This window comes from Sphingomonas panacis, assembly GCF_001717955.1.
GTDB classification, from domain to species: Bacteria; Pseudomonadota; Alphaproteobacteria; order Sphingomonadales; family Sphingomonadaceae; genus Sphingomonas; species Sphingomonas panacis.
The window spans coordinates 1,248,882-1,263,599 of the sequence record NZ_CP014168.1 but is presented as its reverse complement, the minus strand read 5'-3'; the positions used below and the strand labels follow the sequence as shown (position 1 = coordinate 1,263,599).

Genomic DNA, 14,718 nt, shown 5'->3' with positions numbered 1-14,718 from the left:
CCGGTCGGCGAGGCTCGCCTCGTCCCCGGCGCTCAGGCCACGCTCTCCCCGCCCGCGATCGGCTCGACGCGGGTGCGGCGGCCCTTGGCGGTGGCGACCAGATACGCGCCGACGAGGATCATCGGCAGCGTCAACACCTGCCCCATGTGGATGGTGGTCGCGAAGAAGGTGCCGGCGAACTGCGAATCGGGCTCGCGGAAGAACTCGACCGTGAAGCGCGCAAGGCCGTAGCCGATCAGGAAGATACCGACGAGCTTGCCCGGCTCGTAGCGCGCCTTGGTCCGCCAGAAGACAAACCACAGCACCGCGAACAGCGCGATCCCCTCCAGCCCGGCCTCATACAACTGGCTCGGGTGGCGCGGAATCTCGCCGCCGCCGCGCGAGAAGATGATCGCCCACGGCACGTCGCTCGGCTTGCCCCACAGTTCGCCGTTCACGAAATTGGCGATCCGCCCGAAGAACAGCCCGAACGGCACGCAGCACGCCAGATAATCATGCACGCGCAGCCAATCGAGCTTGTGGCCCCGCGCGAACAGGATGATGCCGAGCGAGGTGCCGATCATGCCGCCGTGGAACGACATGCCGCCGTCCCACAGCCGCAGGATGTTGAGCGGATGCAGGAACATCTCGGGTGCGTAGAACAAAGCATAGCCGAGCCGCCCGCCGAGGATGATGCCGAGCGTCGCGTAGAACACCAGATCGTCGGCATGGCGCCGCGCCATCGGCGACCCCGGCTGCGCGATCAGCTTGAGCAGATACCACCAGCCGATCAGGATGCCGGTGATATAGGCGATCGAATACCATTTGATGTCGAAGAAGCCGAGGCTGAGCGCGACCGGGTTGAGGTGCAGTTGCTCGAAACGCAAATGCGTCTGGAGTGGCGTCGCAAGCGCGGCGGCGGCGGCAATCAGGGTCAAGCGCATGTCCTCGAACGTTCGTGCGCTTCCATAGTCGGCGGTGCGGCCACGGCCAAGTGCGGAAGCGCCGCCCTGCCCCCCGCCCGATCCAACCCGCCCCGCACGCACCCACCCATCCACCCATTCCGTTCGTTTCGAGCGGAGGGTCGAGCGCAGCCGAGACCCGTAGTCGAGAAGGCGCCCCAGGCCACGGTTCTCGACGACCGCTTCTCGCAGTCTGTCCTGAGCGCCTGCCTTGGCAGGCTGCCGAAGGGCTCGAAGCTGCTCGAACCGAACGGGTCTTTGTGGAGGCCCCGCGCGTTCGATCCCGACGCGAAGGCTATGGTGGTGGCGCGGCACGCGGGGTAGAGCGGAACGATGGCAGCGCGCGGAGAGGGAAGCACGATAAGCCGCCGCGCCCTGTTGATCGGCGGCGGCGCGGGTGTCGGGCTGGTCGTCGCCTGGGCGGTCTGGCCGCGCAGCTATGCGCCCAACCTGCCGACCGCCAAGGACGAGACGCTGTTCAACGCGTGGCTCAAGATCGGCGAGGACGGCACCGTCACCGTTGCGGTGCCGCAGGCCGAACATGGCCAGGGCGTCTACACCGCGCTCCCGCAGATCCTCGCCGACGAACTCGGCGCGGACTGGCGCACGATCGCGGTGCAGCCAGCCCCGCTCAACCCGCTCTACGCCAACCCGCTCGCCGCCGACACGTTGTTCGAGGGCGCTTTCGATGCGCTGCCGTCCCCCTTACGCGACGGCCATGCCCGCCGCAGCGCCCTAATGCTCACCGCCGGATCGACCTCGGTGCGCGCGTTCGAAGCGCCGCTGCGCGCGGCCGGCGCCGCCGCGCGCGTGCTGTTGTGCAAGGCGGCGGCGAAACGCTGGAGCGTCGACTGGCAGGCCTGCGCCACCGAAGCCGGCTTCGTCACGCACGGCAAGCAGCGGCTTCGCTTCGGCGAGCTTGCCGCGAGCGCCGCCGGCGGCACGCCGCCCGATCCGCTGCCGCTGCGCGCCGAGGCCGCCAACCGGCTGGCCGGCCAGTCGCTGCCCCGGCTCGATGCGCCCGCCAAGGTCGATGGGTCGGCCAATTTCGCGGGTGACATCCGCCTGCCCGACATGGTGTTCGCGGCGATCCGTCAGGCACCCGTAGGCGACGCCAAATTGCTCTCGGTCGATCGCGCTGCCGCCGCCAAGGTGCGCGGCATGCTCTCGGTCGTCACCAACGATGGCTGGGTCGCGGCGGTGGCGAGCAACTGGTGGGCGGCGAACCGCGCGCTCGATGCGCTCGCGCCGAGCTTCACGATTCGCGGCAGTCCGATCAACAGCGACAGCATCGATGCCGCACTCGATACCGCGCTGAAGGGCGACGGCACGCGCATCTGGTCACAGGGCGATCTCGCTCCCGTCTTCAAGGGCGCGCGCCTCGTCACCGCCGAGTATCGCGCCGGCCTCGCCGTCCACGCCGCGATCGAGACGATGACCGCGACCGCGCGATTCGAGAACGGCGCGCTCGAACTGTGGCTGCCGACGCAGGCGCCCGGCCTCGCCCGCGCCGCCGCCGCCGCTGCGCTCGGCATCGCAGAAAGCGCGGTGACGGTTTACCCGATGCTGGTCGGTGGCTCGTTCGGAGCCAATCTCGATCACCGCGCCGCGCAGCAGGCGGCGGTGCTCGCGCGCGCGCTCAAGCGCCCGGTGCAACTCACCTGGTCGCGCCGCGAGGATTTGCAACACGACCGCTACCGCCCGCCCGCGCGCGCGCGGATGGCGGCACGGCTCGGCGCCAACGGCCAGATCCTCGGCTGGCAGGCCAGGATCGCCGCGCCCGCCACCGGCCGCGAACTCGCCGAGCGGCTGCTCGCCACCGATCCCGCCGCACGCGCGATGCTCGCGCTGCCCGGCACGGGCGACCGCTATGCGGTGGCGGGCGCGCGCCCGTTCTACCGCATCCCGGCCTATGCGATCGACCATCACCCCGCCGACATCGGCGTGCCGACCGGCCATTGGCGTTCGGGCGCGCACAGCTACACCGCGTTCTTCACCGAATGTTTCATCGACGAACTCGCCCATGTCGCCCGCACCGAGGCGCTGTCGTTCCGCATCGCGATGTTGGGGGGCGACGCGCGGTTGGCGCGGTGCCTGTCGACCGCCGCGTCGCTCGGCGGCTGGGAGGGCGGCGTGCCGGGCAGCGGGCAAGGCATCGCCTGCCACAGCTTTCGCGGCAGTCATATCGCCGTACTGGCCGAGGCGCATATCGACGACGACCGATCCGTCACGGTCGATCGCATTGTCGCGGCGGTCGATTGCGGGCGGCACATCAACCCCGATCTCGTCCGCCAGCAGATCGAGGGCGGGCTGATCTTCGGCATGGCGGCCGCGACCGGCGCAGCGACCGGGTTCAGCGAGAATCGCGCCGATGCGCGAGGCTTGCGCGATCTCGGCCTGCCGCGCCTCGCCGATACGCCCGACATCACCGTCGAACTGATCCCGAGCGAGGCCGATCCGGGCGGGGTGAGCGAACTCGCCGTGCCCGCGGTCGCTCCGGCCATCGCCAATGCCTTGCAGGCGTCGACCGGCTCCCGGCTGCGCGCGCTGCCACTGACTGTAGGAACCCCCTGATGCTACCCGCCAACCATCCCCCCGTCGCGCCGCCGCGTATCGGCGTCCTGCTCGTCAACCTCGGCACGCCCGACGCCGCCTCGCCGCGCGCGGTGAAGCGCTACCTCGGCGAATTCCTGTCGGATCGCCGCGTCGTCGAAATCTCGCCGCTGCTGTGGCAGCCGATTTTGCGCGGCATCATCCTCAACACCCGCCCCAAGAAGTCGGCACATGCCTATAGCCAGGTGTGGCGCGAGGACGGCTCGCCGCTCGCCGCGATCACGGCGGCGCAGTCGCGCGCGCTGCAGGGTGCGTTCGGCGACGGCGTCACGGTCGATTGGGCGATGCGCTACGGCAACCCGGCGATCCCCGAACGGCTCGCCGCGATGAAGGCGGCGGGGTGCGAGCGAATCCTGATCGCGCCGCTCTACCCGCAATATTGCGCCGCGACGACCGCGACCGCCAACGACAGCGCCTTCGCCACGCTGGCGGCGATGCGCTGGCAACCCGCGCTGCGCACGCTGCCGCCCTATCATGACGATCCGCGCTATATCGCCGCGCTGAAAGAGTCGGTCGAGGCCTCGCTGGCGACGCTCGATTTCACGCCGCAGACGATCCTCGCCAGCTTCCACGGCATGCCCAAGCGCACGCTCGAACTCGGCGACCCCTATCACTGCCATTGCCAGAAGACCGCGCGGCTGCTCGCCGAGGCGCTCGGACGGCCGCTCACCATCACCTTCCAGTCGCGCTTCGGCCCGGCCAAATGGCTCGAGCCCGCCACCGACACGACGCTGGCCGCTTTGCCGGGGCAAGGCATCAAACAGGTCGCGATCGTCGCCCCCGGCTTCTCGGCGGATTGTCTCGAAACGCTGGAAGAGCTTTCGATTCGCGGACGCGATACCTTTTTGGCGGCGGGCGGCACGGATTTCGCCTATCTTCCGTGCCTCAACGATAGCACCATCGGGGTGCAGCTTTTGCGGCAAATACTCAGACAAGAACTTGAAGGCTGGCTCACCGCCGCCTAGCGTCATCACCGGCCAATCGTAGGGAGAGAAGCATGGCACGCGTAGCAATTGTCACGGGTGGAACGCGCGGGATCGGCGAGGCGATCAGCCTCGCGCTCAAGGAAGCCGGCGCAACCGTCGCCGCGACCTATGCGGGCAACGACGAACGCGCGCGCGAATTCACCGAGCGCACCGGCATCGCCGCGTACAAATGGGACGTCGCCGATCACGAGGCCTGCCTCGCCGGCTGCGCCAAGGTGGCGGAAGACCTCGGCCCGGTCGATATCCTCGTCAACAACGCCGGCATCACCCGCGACGGCACCATTCTCAAGATGACCTATGAGATGTGGAAAGAGGTGATGGACACCAATCTCGGCGGGTGTTTCAACATGGCCAAGGCGGTGTTCCCTGGCATGCGCGATCGCAAATGGGGGCGGATCGTCAACATCGGCTCGATCAACGGGCAGGCCGGCCAATACGGCCAGGTCAATTACGCCGCCGCCAAATCGGGCATTCACGGCTTCACCAAGGCCTTGTCGCAGGAAGGCGCCCGCGCCGGCGTGACCGTCAACGCGATCGCACCGGGCTATATCGACACCGACATGGTCGCAGCGGTGCCGGCGGATGTTTTGGAAAAGATCGTCGCCAAGATCCCGGTCGGCCGGCTTGGGCAGGCGCACGAGATCGCGCGCGGCGTCGCGTTCCTGTGTTCGGAGGACGGCGGCTTCGTCACCGGCTCCACGCTGAGCATCAACGGCGGGCAACACATGTACTGACGGGCGCAGGGCCGGGCGATGCCCGACCCGCCCGCGACCGGCACGGCCGGCGGGTCGGCTTCAGCCGACCCGGCCGACGGCTTCGCCGTCGGCACGCCCGAAATGAAGCGATACAGGAAGGGGCCGTCGCCAAAACACGCGACCGGCCCCTTCGACCCCAAACGCAACACGGGGGTAAACTGGTGAGTGGCTAGGGAGCCAATGCGTCGCCGCACTGGCCCCCCGCTCCATCCCGGTACGCCACACGGGAGAAGCTTGTTAAAAGCATGAAACCGAATTTCGTTCCGGGAGCGTAGCGACGGCAAAGCCGTCGCCGTCGGTCGGATCGGGCATACGCCCGCCCGTCAGCGGCAATACCGCGGATTGTCCGACTGATCGATCGCGCGGCCCGCCAGCGCGCCCGCGCCCGCGCCGAAAACGGTGCCAAGGCCACGGTCACCGCGACCGGCGATGCCGTTGCCGAGCAACCCGCCGGCGATCGCGCCGAGGATCGTACCGGTCGCGCTGCTGCACTGGTTCGAGCGATAACGGCGGCGGTCGTAACCGCGATCATAGCTGCGGCCGTCATTATACCCACGGCCTTCGTAATAGCCGCCGCGATCCTCGTAATACGAAGGCCCGCGATTGTACCCGTCGCGATAGGCATCGTTATACGCGTTGTTGTAACGGCCACCGCCGTAATATTGCGCCGAGGCCGGCGTGGCGGCGATGCCGCCGGCGGTCAGGGCGAACGCGGCAGCGGCGAGCGAAAGTGTTTTCATCATCGTCCTTCTCCCGAAAAATCCGGTTCGAAATATCGGCGGGGTGCCGCGTCCTTCGATGATGCCGGTATGATCGAGTCGCTTTGAGCGAAGACTGAACGCGTCCGTTATCCATTGTTCATCATGGGAAAGCGTTGCGCCGCGCCGCGGCATCGCCCACGGCCCCCGCGATGCGTGTCTTTCTGTCCTGTGTGCTGGCGCTGGTCTTCACCCCCGATTGGGTCGGCGAACCGCGCGTGCCGCTGATGGGCAAGCGCGCGATCATCCACACCACTCTCGTCGCGCTCGACCCCACGCACCCGGCGCGCACCCGCGTCGGCGCGCTGGTGTGGCTGGGCGGCGTGCGGCTCTCCAGCCCGGACCCCGCGTTCGGTGGCTTCTCGTCACTCCACGTCGCGCCAGACCACCGCATCACGTTGCTCAGCGACGGCGGCAACATCGTCCAGTTCACGCTTGGCCGCGACTGGCGCCCGCACCGCATCGCGTTCGGCGATCTTCCCGCCGGCCCCGGCACCGGCTGGTCCAAGATCGACCGCGACAGCGAATCGATGAGCGTCGATCCCAGGGACGGCAGCATCGTCACGGGGTTCGAGAACAGCAACATGCTGTGGCGCTACACGCCAGACCTGCGCCGCGCGCTCGGCGCGGCGTCTCCACGCGCGATGGCGAAATGGCCGGGCAACGAAGGCGCCGAATCGTTCACTTTCCTCCCCAAAGCGGGGTGGGGCGGCGGCGCGATCACGATCGGCGAGCAAGACCCGTGGCCAAAGGGCAAGGGCCGCGCCGCGTTTCGCTTCACCGGCGATCCGGTCCGCGCGCCGAATCGCGGCTTCCGGTTCAGCTATATCCCGCCCGCGCATTTCGATCCGAGCGACATGACCGTGCTGCCCGATGGCAGGCTGATCGTGCTCAACCGCCGCTTCGAGCTGCCGTTCACCTTCACCAATACGCTGGTGGTCATAGAGCGCGCCGAGATTCGCCCGGGCGCGGTGGTGCGCGGACGCGAGATCGCCACGCTGGCGCCGCCGCTGATTCACGAGAATTTCGAGGGGATCGCTGCAACGCGCGAGGGCGGGCACACGATTCTATGGCTGGTGTCCGACGACAACCAGTCCGTGCTCCAGCGCAGTCTGCTGCTGAAGTTCAGGCTAGACGCGCCGGGCGATCCGAAGACCGCCCGGCCGTAAAGCGAATCAGGCGGCTGCCTGAACCGTGAGCTTCTTGGCGACATCGCGCTTGAGGCGACGCGCACGCAGCGAGAGCTTGTCCTCGCTGGTCTTGACCAGCCAGTTGTCGAGCCCGCCGACATGCTCGACCGAGCGCAGGCCGTGCGTCGAAACGCGCAGCTTGACGCTGGTGCCGAGTGCTTCGGACATCAGGGTGACGTTCTGCAGATTGGGCAGGAACGTGCGCTTGGTCTTGTTGTTGGCGTGGGAGACATTGTTCCCCACCATCCGGCCCTTGCCGGTCAGTTCGCAAATCCGCGACATGATGTAATCCTGAAAGCTGGGGTGATCCCGTGAAGGCGCAGGCGCATAACGGGGATGTCCGAACAGGTCAACCGATTCAGACTCTGTGCGGCACAAGCCCGCTCCCCCACCCGGTCTCCTATCCACGATATACGGTGGGAGGCTGGGGAGCGGGCCGGTGCCGCCCTCATACAACAATGCAACGATCAGCCGAGCCTTGCGTTGGTTACGGTAACGATTCGAATTGTCCTTAGGGGAGATACTCTCATGCGCTTCTTGTTAGCTCTGGTCGGCATCGCCGCCGTCATCGTCATCGCGATGGTATCGCTCGGCCTGCTCTCGTTCCAGACTCGCCCCGGCAGCCTGCCGAGCGTCCATGTCGATGGCGGCACCGCGCCGGCGGTCAGCGCCAATGTCGCCACGCTGTCGGTCGGCACCGAGAACAAGGTGGTCGACGTGCCCACCGTCAGCACCACGCAGAAGACGATCTCGGTGCCGACCGTTCATATGAACAAGCCCGGTGACGGCACCAGCAACGCCGCCGCCGAATAATCTTTCGCGCGCGCGGCCGGCGGGGCATTGGGGGCGCGATGTTCCCGGTCCCGCCCCCGATGCGCGCCGCGCTCGATGCCGCCGCCGCCGCCGCCGCGCGCGGCGAAGTTCCGGTCGGCGCCGCGATCGTCCGCGCCGGCACGATCATCGCCACCTCCGCGAACGCGCCGCGCACCCGCCACGATCCCACCGCCCATGCCGAGATGCTCGCGATTCGCGCCGCCGCGCAAGCGATCGGCGACGACCGGCTGAGCGACTGCGATTTGTGGGTGACTCTCGAACCCTGCGCGATGTGTGCCGGCGCGATCGCGCATGCGCGAATCGGCCGGCTCTATTATGGCGCGAGCGACCCCAAGGGCGGCGCGATCGAACACGGCCCGCGCCTGTTCACGCAAGCCACGATCCACCACCGCCCCGAAATCTACCCCGGCATCGCCGAGGGCGAATCGGCGGCGCTGCTACGCGACTTCTTCGCGGCGCGGCGATGAGGCATGCCACGCTCCTCCTCAACCGTTCGTGTCGAGCCCTTAGGCTGGCTGGCGAGCCAGCCGCTCAGGGCTCGGGACGAACGGAGGGGCGGATCACCGCAGATCGCTCTCCGGGATCGGCACGATCTTGATCTCCACGCGCCGGTTGGCCGCGCGCCCTTCCTCGGTGGAATTGTTGGCGACCGGCTGGGTCTTGCCGAACCCGCGAGTCGCGATCCGCGCGCCCTTCACGCCGTGCGTGACGAGATAGTCGGCCACCGCCACCGCGCGCCGCTCCGACAGCCCCTGATTATACGCATCCGATCCGATCGCATCGGTATGCCCGTAAATGTCGATATACGTCCGGTCATATTGCCCGAGCACCCGCGCGACATCGTCGAGCGTGTGCTGGAACGCCGGCGCGACCGTGTCGCTGTTATACGCGAAGTTGATGCCTGACGGGATGCTGAGGATCAGATCGTCGCCCTGCCGGATCACGCGGACCTCGGTGCCGGCGGTGCGCTCGCGCAGGTCGCGTTCCTGCTTGTCCATATACGATCCGATCACAGCGCCGGCGAGCCCGCCGATGCCTGCGCCTGCGATCTTGGCGGTGCGGTCGTGCCGCCCGCCGACGAGATCGCCGAACAGATAGCCGCCCAGCGCGCCGCCGATCCCGCCGATCGCGGTGTTCGACAGCCGCTGCCGCCCGGTCTCGGGGTCGGTCATGCAGGCGGTGGTGGCGAGCAGCGACGCGAGCGCCGCGGCGGTGGTGAAGCGCGCGAGGTGGCGCATAATTTCGATCCCTTTCATTCCTGGTGACACCTATTCGTCGACCCGCACCATCAAACTTGACCTCGCGCAACCCTGTTCCGCAGCCGCACCCACCATGCGCACGGCGGTTGTGAAGCGGCGCGTTGTGCGCCAAAGGAGGTATGGCGCCATGCACCCTCTCTCTCCCTTCCCGTGGATCGACGTCGCGATCATCGTCGCGCTGATCTTCCTCAACGGCCTGTTCGCGATGTCCGAACTGGCGATCGTCTCGTCGCGTCGCGCGCGGCTGGAGGCGATGGCGCGTGCCAAGGTGCGCGGCGCCGAGACCGCGCTTGCGCTCGCCGCCGATCCCGGCAAGATCCTGTCGACCACGCAAATCGGCATCACGCTGATCGGCATTCTCGCCGGCGCCTATTCGGGCGCGAGCCTGGGTCAGCCAGTCGCGGCACGGCTGCAATGGCTCGGGCTTTCCGCGCAAACCACCGAATCGCTCGGTTTCGCGCTGGTGATCGGCCTCACCACCTATGCCTCGCTGGTGATCGGCGAACTCGTCCCCAAGCAGATCGCGCTGCGCGCGCCCGAACGGATCGCGGCAATGGCGGCGGGGCCGGTGCTGGCGCTCGCCTGGGGTTGCGCGCCGGTGGTGTGGCTGCTCGATTCGTCGAGCGCGTTGCTGTTCCGGCTGATGCGGCTCGACCGCCAGACCGAGGAGCATGTCACCGCCGAGGAACTCCACCTGATCGTCGCCGAGGCGAGCAAATCGGGCGTGATCGAGGAGCATGAACGCTCGATCATCTCCGGCGTGGTGCGCCTCGCCGACCGGCCGGTGCGCGAGGTGATGACGCCGCGCACCGATGTCGAATGGATCGACGCGACGCTCGACGAGGCCGGCGTGCGCGCCGCGCTGATGGTCGCCTCGCACAGCCGCTTGCCGGTCGCGGAAGGCTCGGTCGACAAGGTCGTCGGCGTCGTGCAGGCGCGCGACGTCGCGATCGCGCTGTTTCGCGGCGAACCGCTCGATCTGCGCGCGCTGATGCGCTCGGCGCCGGTGGTGCTCGACCAGATCGACGCGATGGACGCGCTCGATGCGCTGCGCCAGGCCGAGGTGCCGATGGCGCTGATCCATGACGAATACGGCCATTTCGAAGGCATCGTCACCCCGGCCGATCTGCTCGCCGCGATCGCGGGCGAATTCGCCTCCGATGCCGATCCCGACGACGCGCCCTCGGTGGTCGAACGCGACGACGGCTCGCTGCTCGTCGCCGGCAACATGGCCGCCGACGCGCTCGCCGAGCGGCTTTGCATCGATCTGCCCGAAGACCGCGACTACGCCACCGTCGCCGGCCTCGCGCTCGCCAAATTCCGCCATTTGCCCGGCGAAGGCGAGCATTTCATGGAACAGGGCTGGAAATTCGAAGTCGTCGATCTCGACGGCCGCCGCATCGACAAAGTGCTGGTGAGCAGGCCCTGACCGTCACCCCGGCGCAGGCCGGGGCCGCTGTGTGTGGGGCAACCGGTTGCCAATTTCGAAGCGGCCCCGGCCTGCGTCGGGGCGACGCCAGAAGCGTGGCTCCCGTTCCATCCGTTCGTGCCGAGCGAAGTCGAGGCACCTGCGCAGGTGCCTCGACTTCGCTCGGCACGAACGGATCAGGTTTTACCCCAGCAAAGCCTCACCCGGATACGGCTTGCGATGGACTCGCGCCGCCAGCGCGCCCCCGAGGACCGGCAAGACCACCACGCATACCTTCATCCACACAGGATGCGGCAGCGTCAGCACGCCGGCGAGGCCAACGGCGATCACTGCGGCGACGACGATCCACAATACCAAGCGGCGGTCGCAAACGCGCAACCCCAGCCACGCGCCGCCGAACGCGCCGAGCAACAAGCCAAGCATCATGAAAAACCTGACCGAAATCGGCATACTGATGACGATCTTGGCCAGCGTACCGGCATCGGCAGAGTCCAGAGCTACCAGCGAAGGATAAAGCGCAAACGCAGCGCGATTGACCACCTCAATAATGGTCATGGCCGCAAACACGCCGAACAGGATTCCTAGCAATGTCCGCATGACATCTCCGGCGCGCGCGTTACGCGCCGGGCACTATAGCGTCTCGTGATTCGGTACCAATCAGCCGTGTGCGCGCGTGCTGCTATTCTGCGCGAGCCGCTCGCCCTTCGCCTGGCACGCGGCAGAGACGACCGGATAATCGATATCGCTGTTGCGTGCCAACGCCGCCGGCATCGCCGCCTGGCATTGTTCGATCGAGCGATATTGCACGGTCTCGGTGCGCGCCTGCGCGCATTGCGCGCTGCCGTCGCCGCAGCCGAGGATTGCCATGACGTAGAAGAGCGGTTCCATGAACGCCTCCGGTTCGCTTGGGACCGGCAGCGTCGGCCCATATCACGCTGTAAAAGCGATCGGACGACGTGGTTGTTCCATGAGACGCTTTCGATTGGGCTTGACCGCGCCTACATCCGCTCTCGATGCCTCCCGAAACCTTCACCTCCGACGCGCGCGAGCGCCCGCTGCTGCCGACGTTGCGGCGCTTCCTGCCCTATCTGTGGCCCGCCGGGGAGCGCGCGCTGAAAGTACGCATCGTCGCGGCGATGCTGCTCGTCATCGCGTCCAAGCTCGTGCAGGTCTACGGCGCGCCGTTTGCCTTGCAGGGTGCGATCGATGGCATGGCCGGGCACCGCCCCGCGCCCGATCTCACCACCCTGGTCTGCCTGATGGTCGCGGGCTATGCCGCCGCGCGCTTCGGGTCGGTGGTGTTCGACAATCTGCGCAACGCGGTGTTCGAACGCGTCGGGCAGGACGCGACTCGGCGGCTCGCGGCGACGGTGTTCCGCCATCTCCACCAACTGAGCTTGCGCTTCCACCTCGAACGCCGCACCGGCGCGGTGACCAAGGTGGTCGAGCGCGGCACCAAGAGCATAGACACGATGCTCTACTTCCTGCTGTTCAACATCGCACCGACCATCCTCGAACTCGCGCTCGTCATCGGCATCTTCTGGACCAAGTTCGGGCTGTGGCTGGTCGCGGGGACGCTCGTGATGGTCGGCGTCTACATCTGGTTCACCCGCGCGGTGACCGATTGGCGCGCGGCGCTTCGCACGCGGATGAACGATCTCGACACGGGCGCGGTCGCGCATGCGGTCGATTCGCTGCTCAACTTCGAAACGGTCAAATATTTCGGCGCCGAGGAACGCGAGGCCAAGCGCTACGACCGCGCGATGACGCTCTATGCCAATGCGGCGGTCAAATCGGAGAATTCGCTCGCGTGGCTCAACGTCGGGCAGGCGGCGATCACCAATCTGATGATGGCGGGCGGCATGCTGCTCGTCGTGATCGGCTGGAGCCAGGGGCGCTTCACCGCCGGCAACGTCGTTTTGGTCTCGACGCTGCTCAGCCAGTTGTTCCGCCCGCTCGATCTGCTCGGCATGGTCTATCGCACCATCCGCCAGGGCGTACTCGACATGGGCGCGATGTTCGATCTGGTCGACACGCCGAGCGAGGTGGTCGATCCCAAGGGCGCGCCGCCGCTCGCGGTGGCGCGCGGGCATGTCCGCTTCGAGAACGTGCGCTTCGGCTATGATGCCGGCCAGCCGATCCTCAAGGGGATCGATCTCGACATCCCCGCCGGCACCACGCTCGCCGTGGTCGGCCCGTCGGGGGCAGGCAAGTCGACGCTCGCGCGGCTGATGTACCGCTTCTACGATCTCACCGGCGGACGCATCACCATCGACGGGCAGGACATTTCGCAGGTGACGCAGGCGAGCCTGCGCGCCGCGATCGGCATCGTGCCGCAGGATACCGTGCTGTTCAACGACACGATCGGCTACAACATCGCCTATGGCCGCGAGGGCGCCGGGCAGGCCGAGATCGAGACCGCCGCGCGCGGCGCCGCCATCGCCGGCTTCATCGAGCGCCAACCTCTGGGCTACGAAACCCGCGTCGGCGAGCGTGGCCTCAAGCTCTCGGGCGGCGAGAAGCAGCGCGTGGCGATCGCGCGCACCCTGCTCAAGAACCCGCCGATCCTGATCCTCGACGAAGCCACCTCGGCGCTCGACAGCCGCACCGAGGGCGAGATCCTCGACACGCTCCAGGCGATCGAACGCGGCCGCACCACCATCGTCATCGCCCACCGCCTCTCCACCGTGGTCCATGCCGACGAGATCGTCGTGCTGGAGGCGGGCGAGGTCAAGGAACGCGGCACCCATGCCGAGTTGCTCCGCCAGGACGGCCTGTATGCCGAGATGTGGAACCGTCAGGCGCAGGAGCGCGCCGAGGAAGCGCTCGCGGCGGAATAACCGCACCGCTGAAACGCCTCGCTACGGCGTTCGGCCCGTTGCGCTGGCGCGTGCGCTGGTGCAACAGGCGGATCGTTACGCGCGGGTTCACCAAGGTTGCAACCGCCTGCGCCGGAGACTGTGAATGACCGACGCCGAACCGGTGGAACCGGCCAAGCCGATCCCCCGCACACCCGGAGAGCGTTTGCGCGAAGCCCGCGAAGCGCAAGGCCTATCGCTCGATGAAGTCGCCGCGCGCACCCGCGTGCCGCTGCGCCAGCTTCAGGCGATCGAGGAGGACAATTACGCAGCGCTCCCCTCGATCACCTATTCGGTCGGTTTCGCCAAGGCCTATGCCCGCGCGGTCGGCGCCGACGAGGTCGCGATCGGGCGTGACGTGCGCGCGCAGAACACGCACCAGCCGGCGGTGCGCCGCACCGAATATGTCGCCTACGAACCCGATGAGCCAAAGCGCGAGCCGAGCGGCCTCGTCGCAGTGATCGGCGTCGCGCTCGCGCTTCTGCTGCTGATCGCCGCCGGGCTGTGGTTCGGCACCACCTGGTTCCGCGGCGACAGCGCCGCGCCCGCCGCGACGGCGACCGACGCCGCCGTGCAGACCACCGTCCCCGAGGCCCCGGCGACGCCGTCGCTGCAAGGCGGCCAGGTCGCACTCACCGCCAAGGACGACGTGTGGCTGCGCATCTACGACCGCGACGGCACGCTCTATGAGAACACGCTGAAGCCGGGCGACAGCTATTCGGTGCCGCAGGACAGACCGGGCCTGATGATCAATGTCGGCCGCCCCGACAAGCTCACCGTGACGATCAATGGCAGCGCGGTGCCAGCGCTCGGCGACGGCAAGGTTCCGATCAAGGACGTGCCGATCAGCGCATCGGCGCTGCTCGCACGCGGCACCCCCGCCGCCGCCACGCCGGCGCCTGCGGCCGCGCCGACCGCCACCGCCACGCACGCCGCGCGTCCCACCGCCCGTGCGACCTCGCGCCACCGCGAGAGCGCGGCCGAAGCGAACGCGGCGGCGCTCAACATCGCCCTGCCCGCGTCGTCGGCGCCAGCGCCCGCCGCGACGCCGAATCCGTAAAGGCTGGCGACAGGCGGCGCGGCGTAGTTATACCG

At 68.0% G+C, this 14,718-nt stretch carries 15 protein-coding genes; 9 read left to right on the top strand and 6 right to left on the bottom strand.

Going from position 1 to position 14,718, the window contains the following annotated elements:
- Positions 1-32: 32 nt before the first annotated feature.
- Positions 33-923, bottom strand: coding sequence for a prolipoprotein diacylglyceryl transferase (gene lgt / locus J0A91_RS05605; RefSeq protein WP_069204082.1), 891 nt, complete (start codon positions 921-923; stop codon positions 33-35).
- A gap of 351 nt (positions 924-1,274) precedes the next feature.
- Here lgt and J0A91_RS05600 point away from each other — a divergent pair, with 351 nt between their 5' ends.
- From J0A91_RS05600 to phbB, 3 genes are read left to right on the top strand one after another with little or no spacing between them, the layout of a single operon-like run.
- Positions 1,275-3,515: a xanthine dehydrogenase family protein molybdopterin-binding subunit gene (locus J0A91_RS05600; RefSeq protein ID WP_069204081.1), complete on the top strand. Its 2,241-nt coding sequence runs from the start codon at positions 1,275-1,277 to the stop codon at positions 3,513-3,515.
- Positions 3,515-4,519, top strand: a complete 1,005-nt coding sequence (gene hemH, locus J0A91_RS05595) for a ferrochelatase (protein ID WP_069204080.1) — start codon at positions 3,515-3,517, stop codon at positions 4,517-4,519. Before J0A91_RS05600 ends, hemH begins: the two co-directional genes overlap by 1 nt.
- Positions 4,520-4,551: 32 nt before the next feature.
- Positions 4,552-5,274, top strand: a complete 723-nt coding sequence (gene phbB, locus J0A91_RS05590; RefSeq protein WP_069204079.1) for an acetoacetyl-CoA reductase — start codon at positions 4,552-4,554, stop codon at positions 5,272-5,274.
- A gap of 344 nt (positions 5,275-5,618) precedes the next feature.
- Here the strand turns inward: phbB and J0A91_RS05585 are convergent, their stop codons facing one another.
- A complete protein-coding gene (locus J0A91_RS05585) occupies positions 5,619-6,038 on the bottom strand; it encodes a glycine zipper 2TM domain-containing protein (RefSeq protein WP_069204078.1) in 420 nt (139 codons plus the stop codon).
- Between the two features lie 167 nt (positions 6,039-6,205).
- Here J0A91_RS05585 and J0A91_RS05580 point away from each other — a divergent pair, with 167 nt between their 5' ends.
- Positions 6,206-7,222: an esterase-like activity of phytase family protein gene (locus J0A91_RS05580; protein ID WP_069207071.1), complete on the top strand. Its 1,017-nt coding sequence runs from the start codon at positions 6,206-6,208 to the stop codon at positions 7,220-7,222.
- 6 nt (positions 7,223-7,228) lie between these two features.
- Here the strand turns inward: J0A91_RS05580 and rpmB are convergent, their stop codons facing one another.
- Entirely contained in the window at positions 7,229-7,525 is a 297-nt protein-coding gene (gene rpmB, locus J0A91_RS05575; RefSeq protein WP_069204077.1) for a 50S ribosomal protein L28, read from the bottom strand.
- A gap of 246 nt (positions 7,526-7,771) precedes the next feature.
- On the opposite strand from rpmB, the gene J0A91_RS05570 reads away from it, so the two are divergent.
- A complete protein-coding gene (locus tag J0A91_RS05570) occupies positions 7,772-8,056 on the top strand; it encodes a hypothetical protein (protein ID WP_069204076.1) in 285 nt (94 codons plus the stop codon).
- A gap of 59 nt (positions 8,057-8,115) precedes the next feature.
- Positions 8,116-8,544, top strand: coding sequence for a nucleoside deaminase (locus J0A91_RS05565; RefSeq protein ID WP_069207070.1), 429 nt, complete (start codon positions 8,116-8,118; stop codon positions 8,542-8,544).
- A gap of 93 nt (positions 8,545-8,637) precedes the next feature.
- Here J0A91_RS05565 and J0A91_RS05560 read toward each other — a convergent pair whose 3' ends face one another.
- On the bottom strand, positions 8,638-9,315 hold the full coding sequence (locus tag J0A91_RS05560; RefSeq protein ID WP_069207069.1) for a YiaD family glycine zipper/OmpA-like lipoprotein: 678 nt from the start codon (positions 9,313-9,315) through the stop codon (positions 8,638-8,640).
- A 148-nt stretch (positions 9,316-9,463) separates the two neighbouring features.
- Here J0A91_RS05560 and J0A91_RS05555 point away from each other — a divergent pair, with 148 nt between their 5' ends.
- Complete coding sequence (locus J0A91_RS05555; RefSeq protein ID WP_069204075.1) at positions 9,464-10,765, top strand: hemolysin family protein; 1,302 nt, start codon at positions 9,464-9,466, stop codon at positions 10,763-10,765.
- 183 nt (positions 10,766-10,948) lie between these two features.
- Here J0A91_RS05555 and J0A91_RS05550 read toward each other — a convergent pair whose 3' ends face one another.
- Positions 10,949-11,362, bottom strand: a complete 414-nt coding sequence (locus J0A91_RS05550) for a hypothetical protein (RefSeq protein ID WP_150126833.1) — start codon at positions 11,360-11,362, stop codon at positions 10,949-10,951.
- Positions 11,363-11,422: 60 nt separating this feature from the next.
- Positions 11,423-11,653, bottom strand: a complete 231-nt coding sequence (locus J0A91_RS05545) for a hypothetical protein (RefSeq protein WP_069204073.1) — start codon at positions 11,651-11,653, stop codon at positions 11,423-11,425.
- Positions 11,654-11,778: 125 nt separating this feature from the next.
- On the opposite strand from J0A91_RS05545, the gene J0A91_RS05540 reads away from it, so the two are divergent.
- Both J0A91_RS05540 and J0A91_RS05535 read left to right on the top strand, forming a co-directional pair.
- A complete protein-coding gene (locus J0A91_RS05540; RefSeq protein WP_069204072.1) occupies positions 11,779-13,605 on the top strand; it encodes an ABCB family ABC transporter ATP-binding protein/permease in 1,827 nt (608 codons plus the stop codon).
- Between the two features lie 124 nt (positions 13,606-13,729).
- On the top strand, positions 13,730-14,683 hold the full coding sequence (locus tag J0A91_RS05535) for a helix-turn-helix domain-containing protein (RefSeq protein ID WP_069204071.1): 954 nt from the start codon (positions 13,730-13,732) through the stop codon (positions 14,681-14,683).
- Positions 14,684-14,718 lie beyond the last annotated feature (35 nt).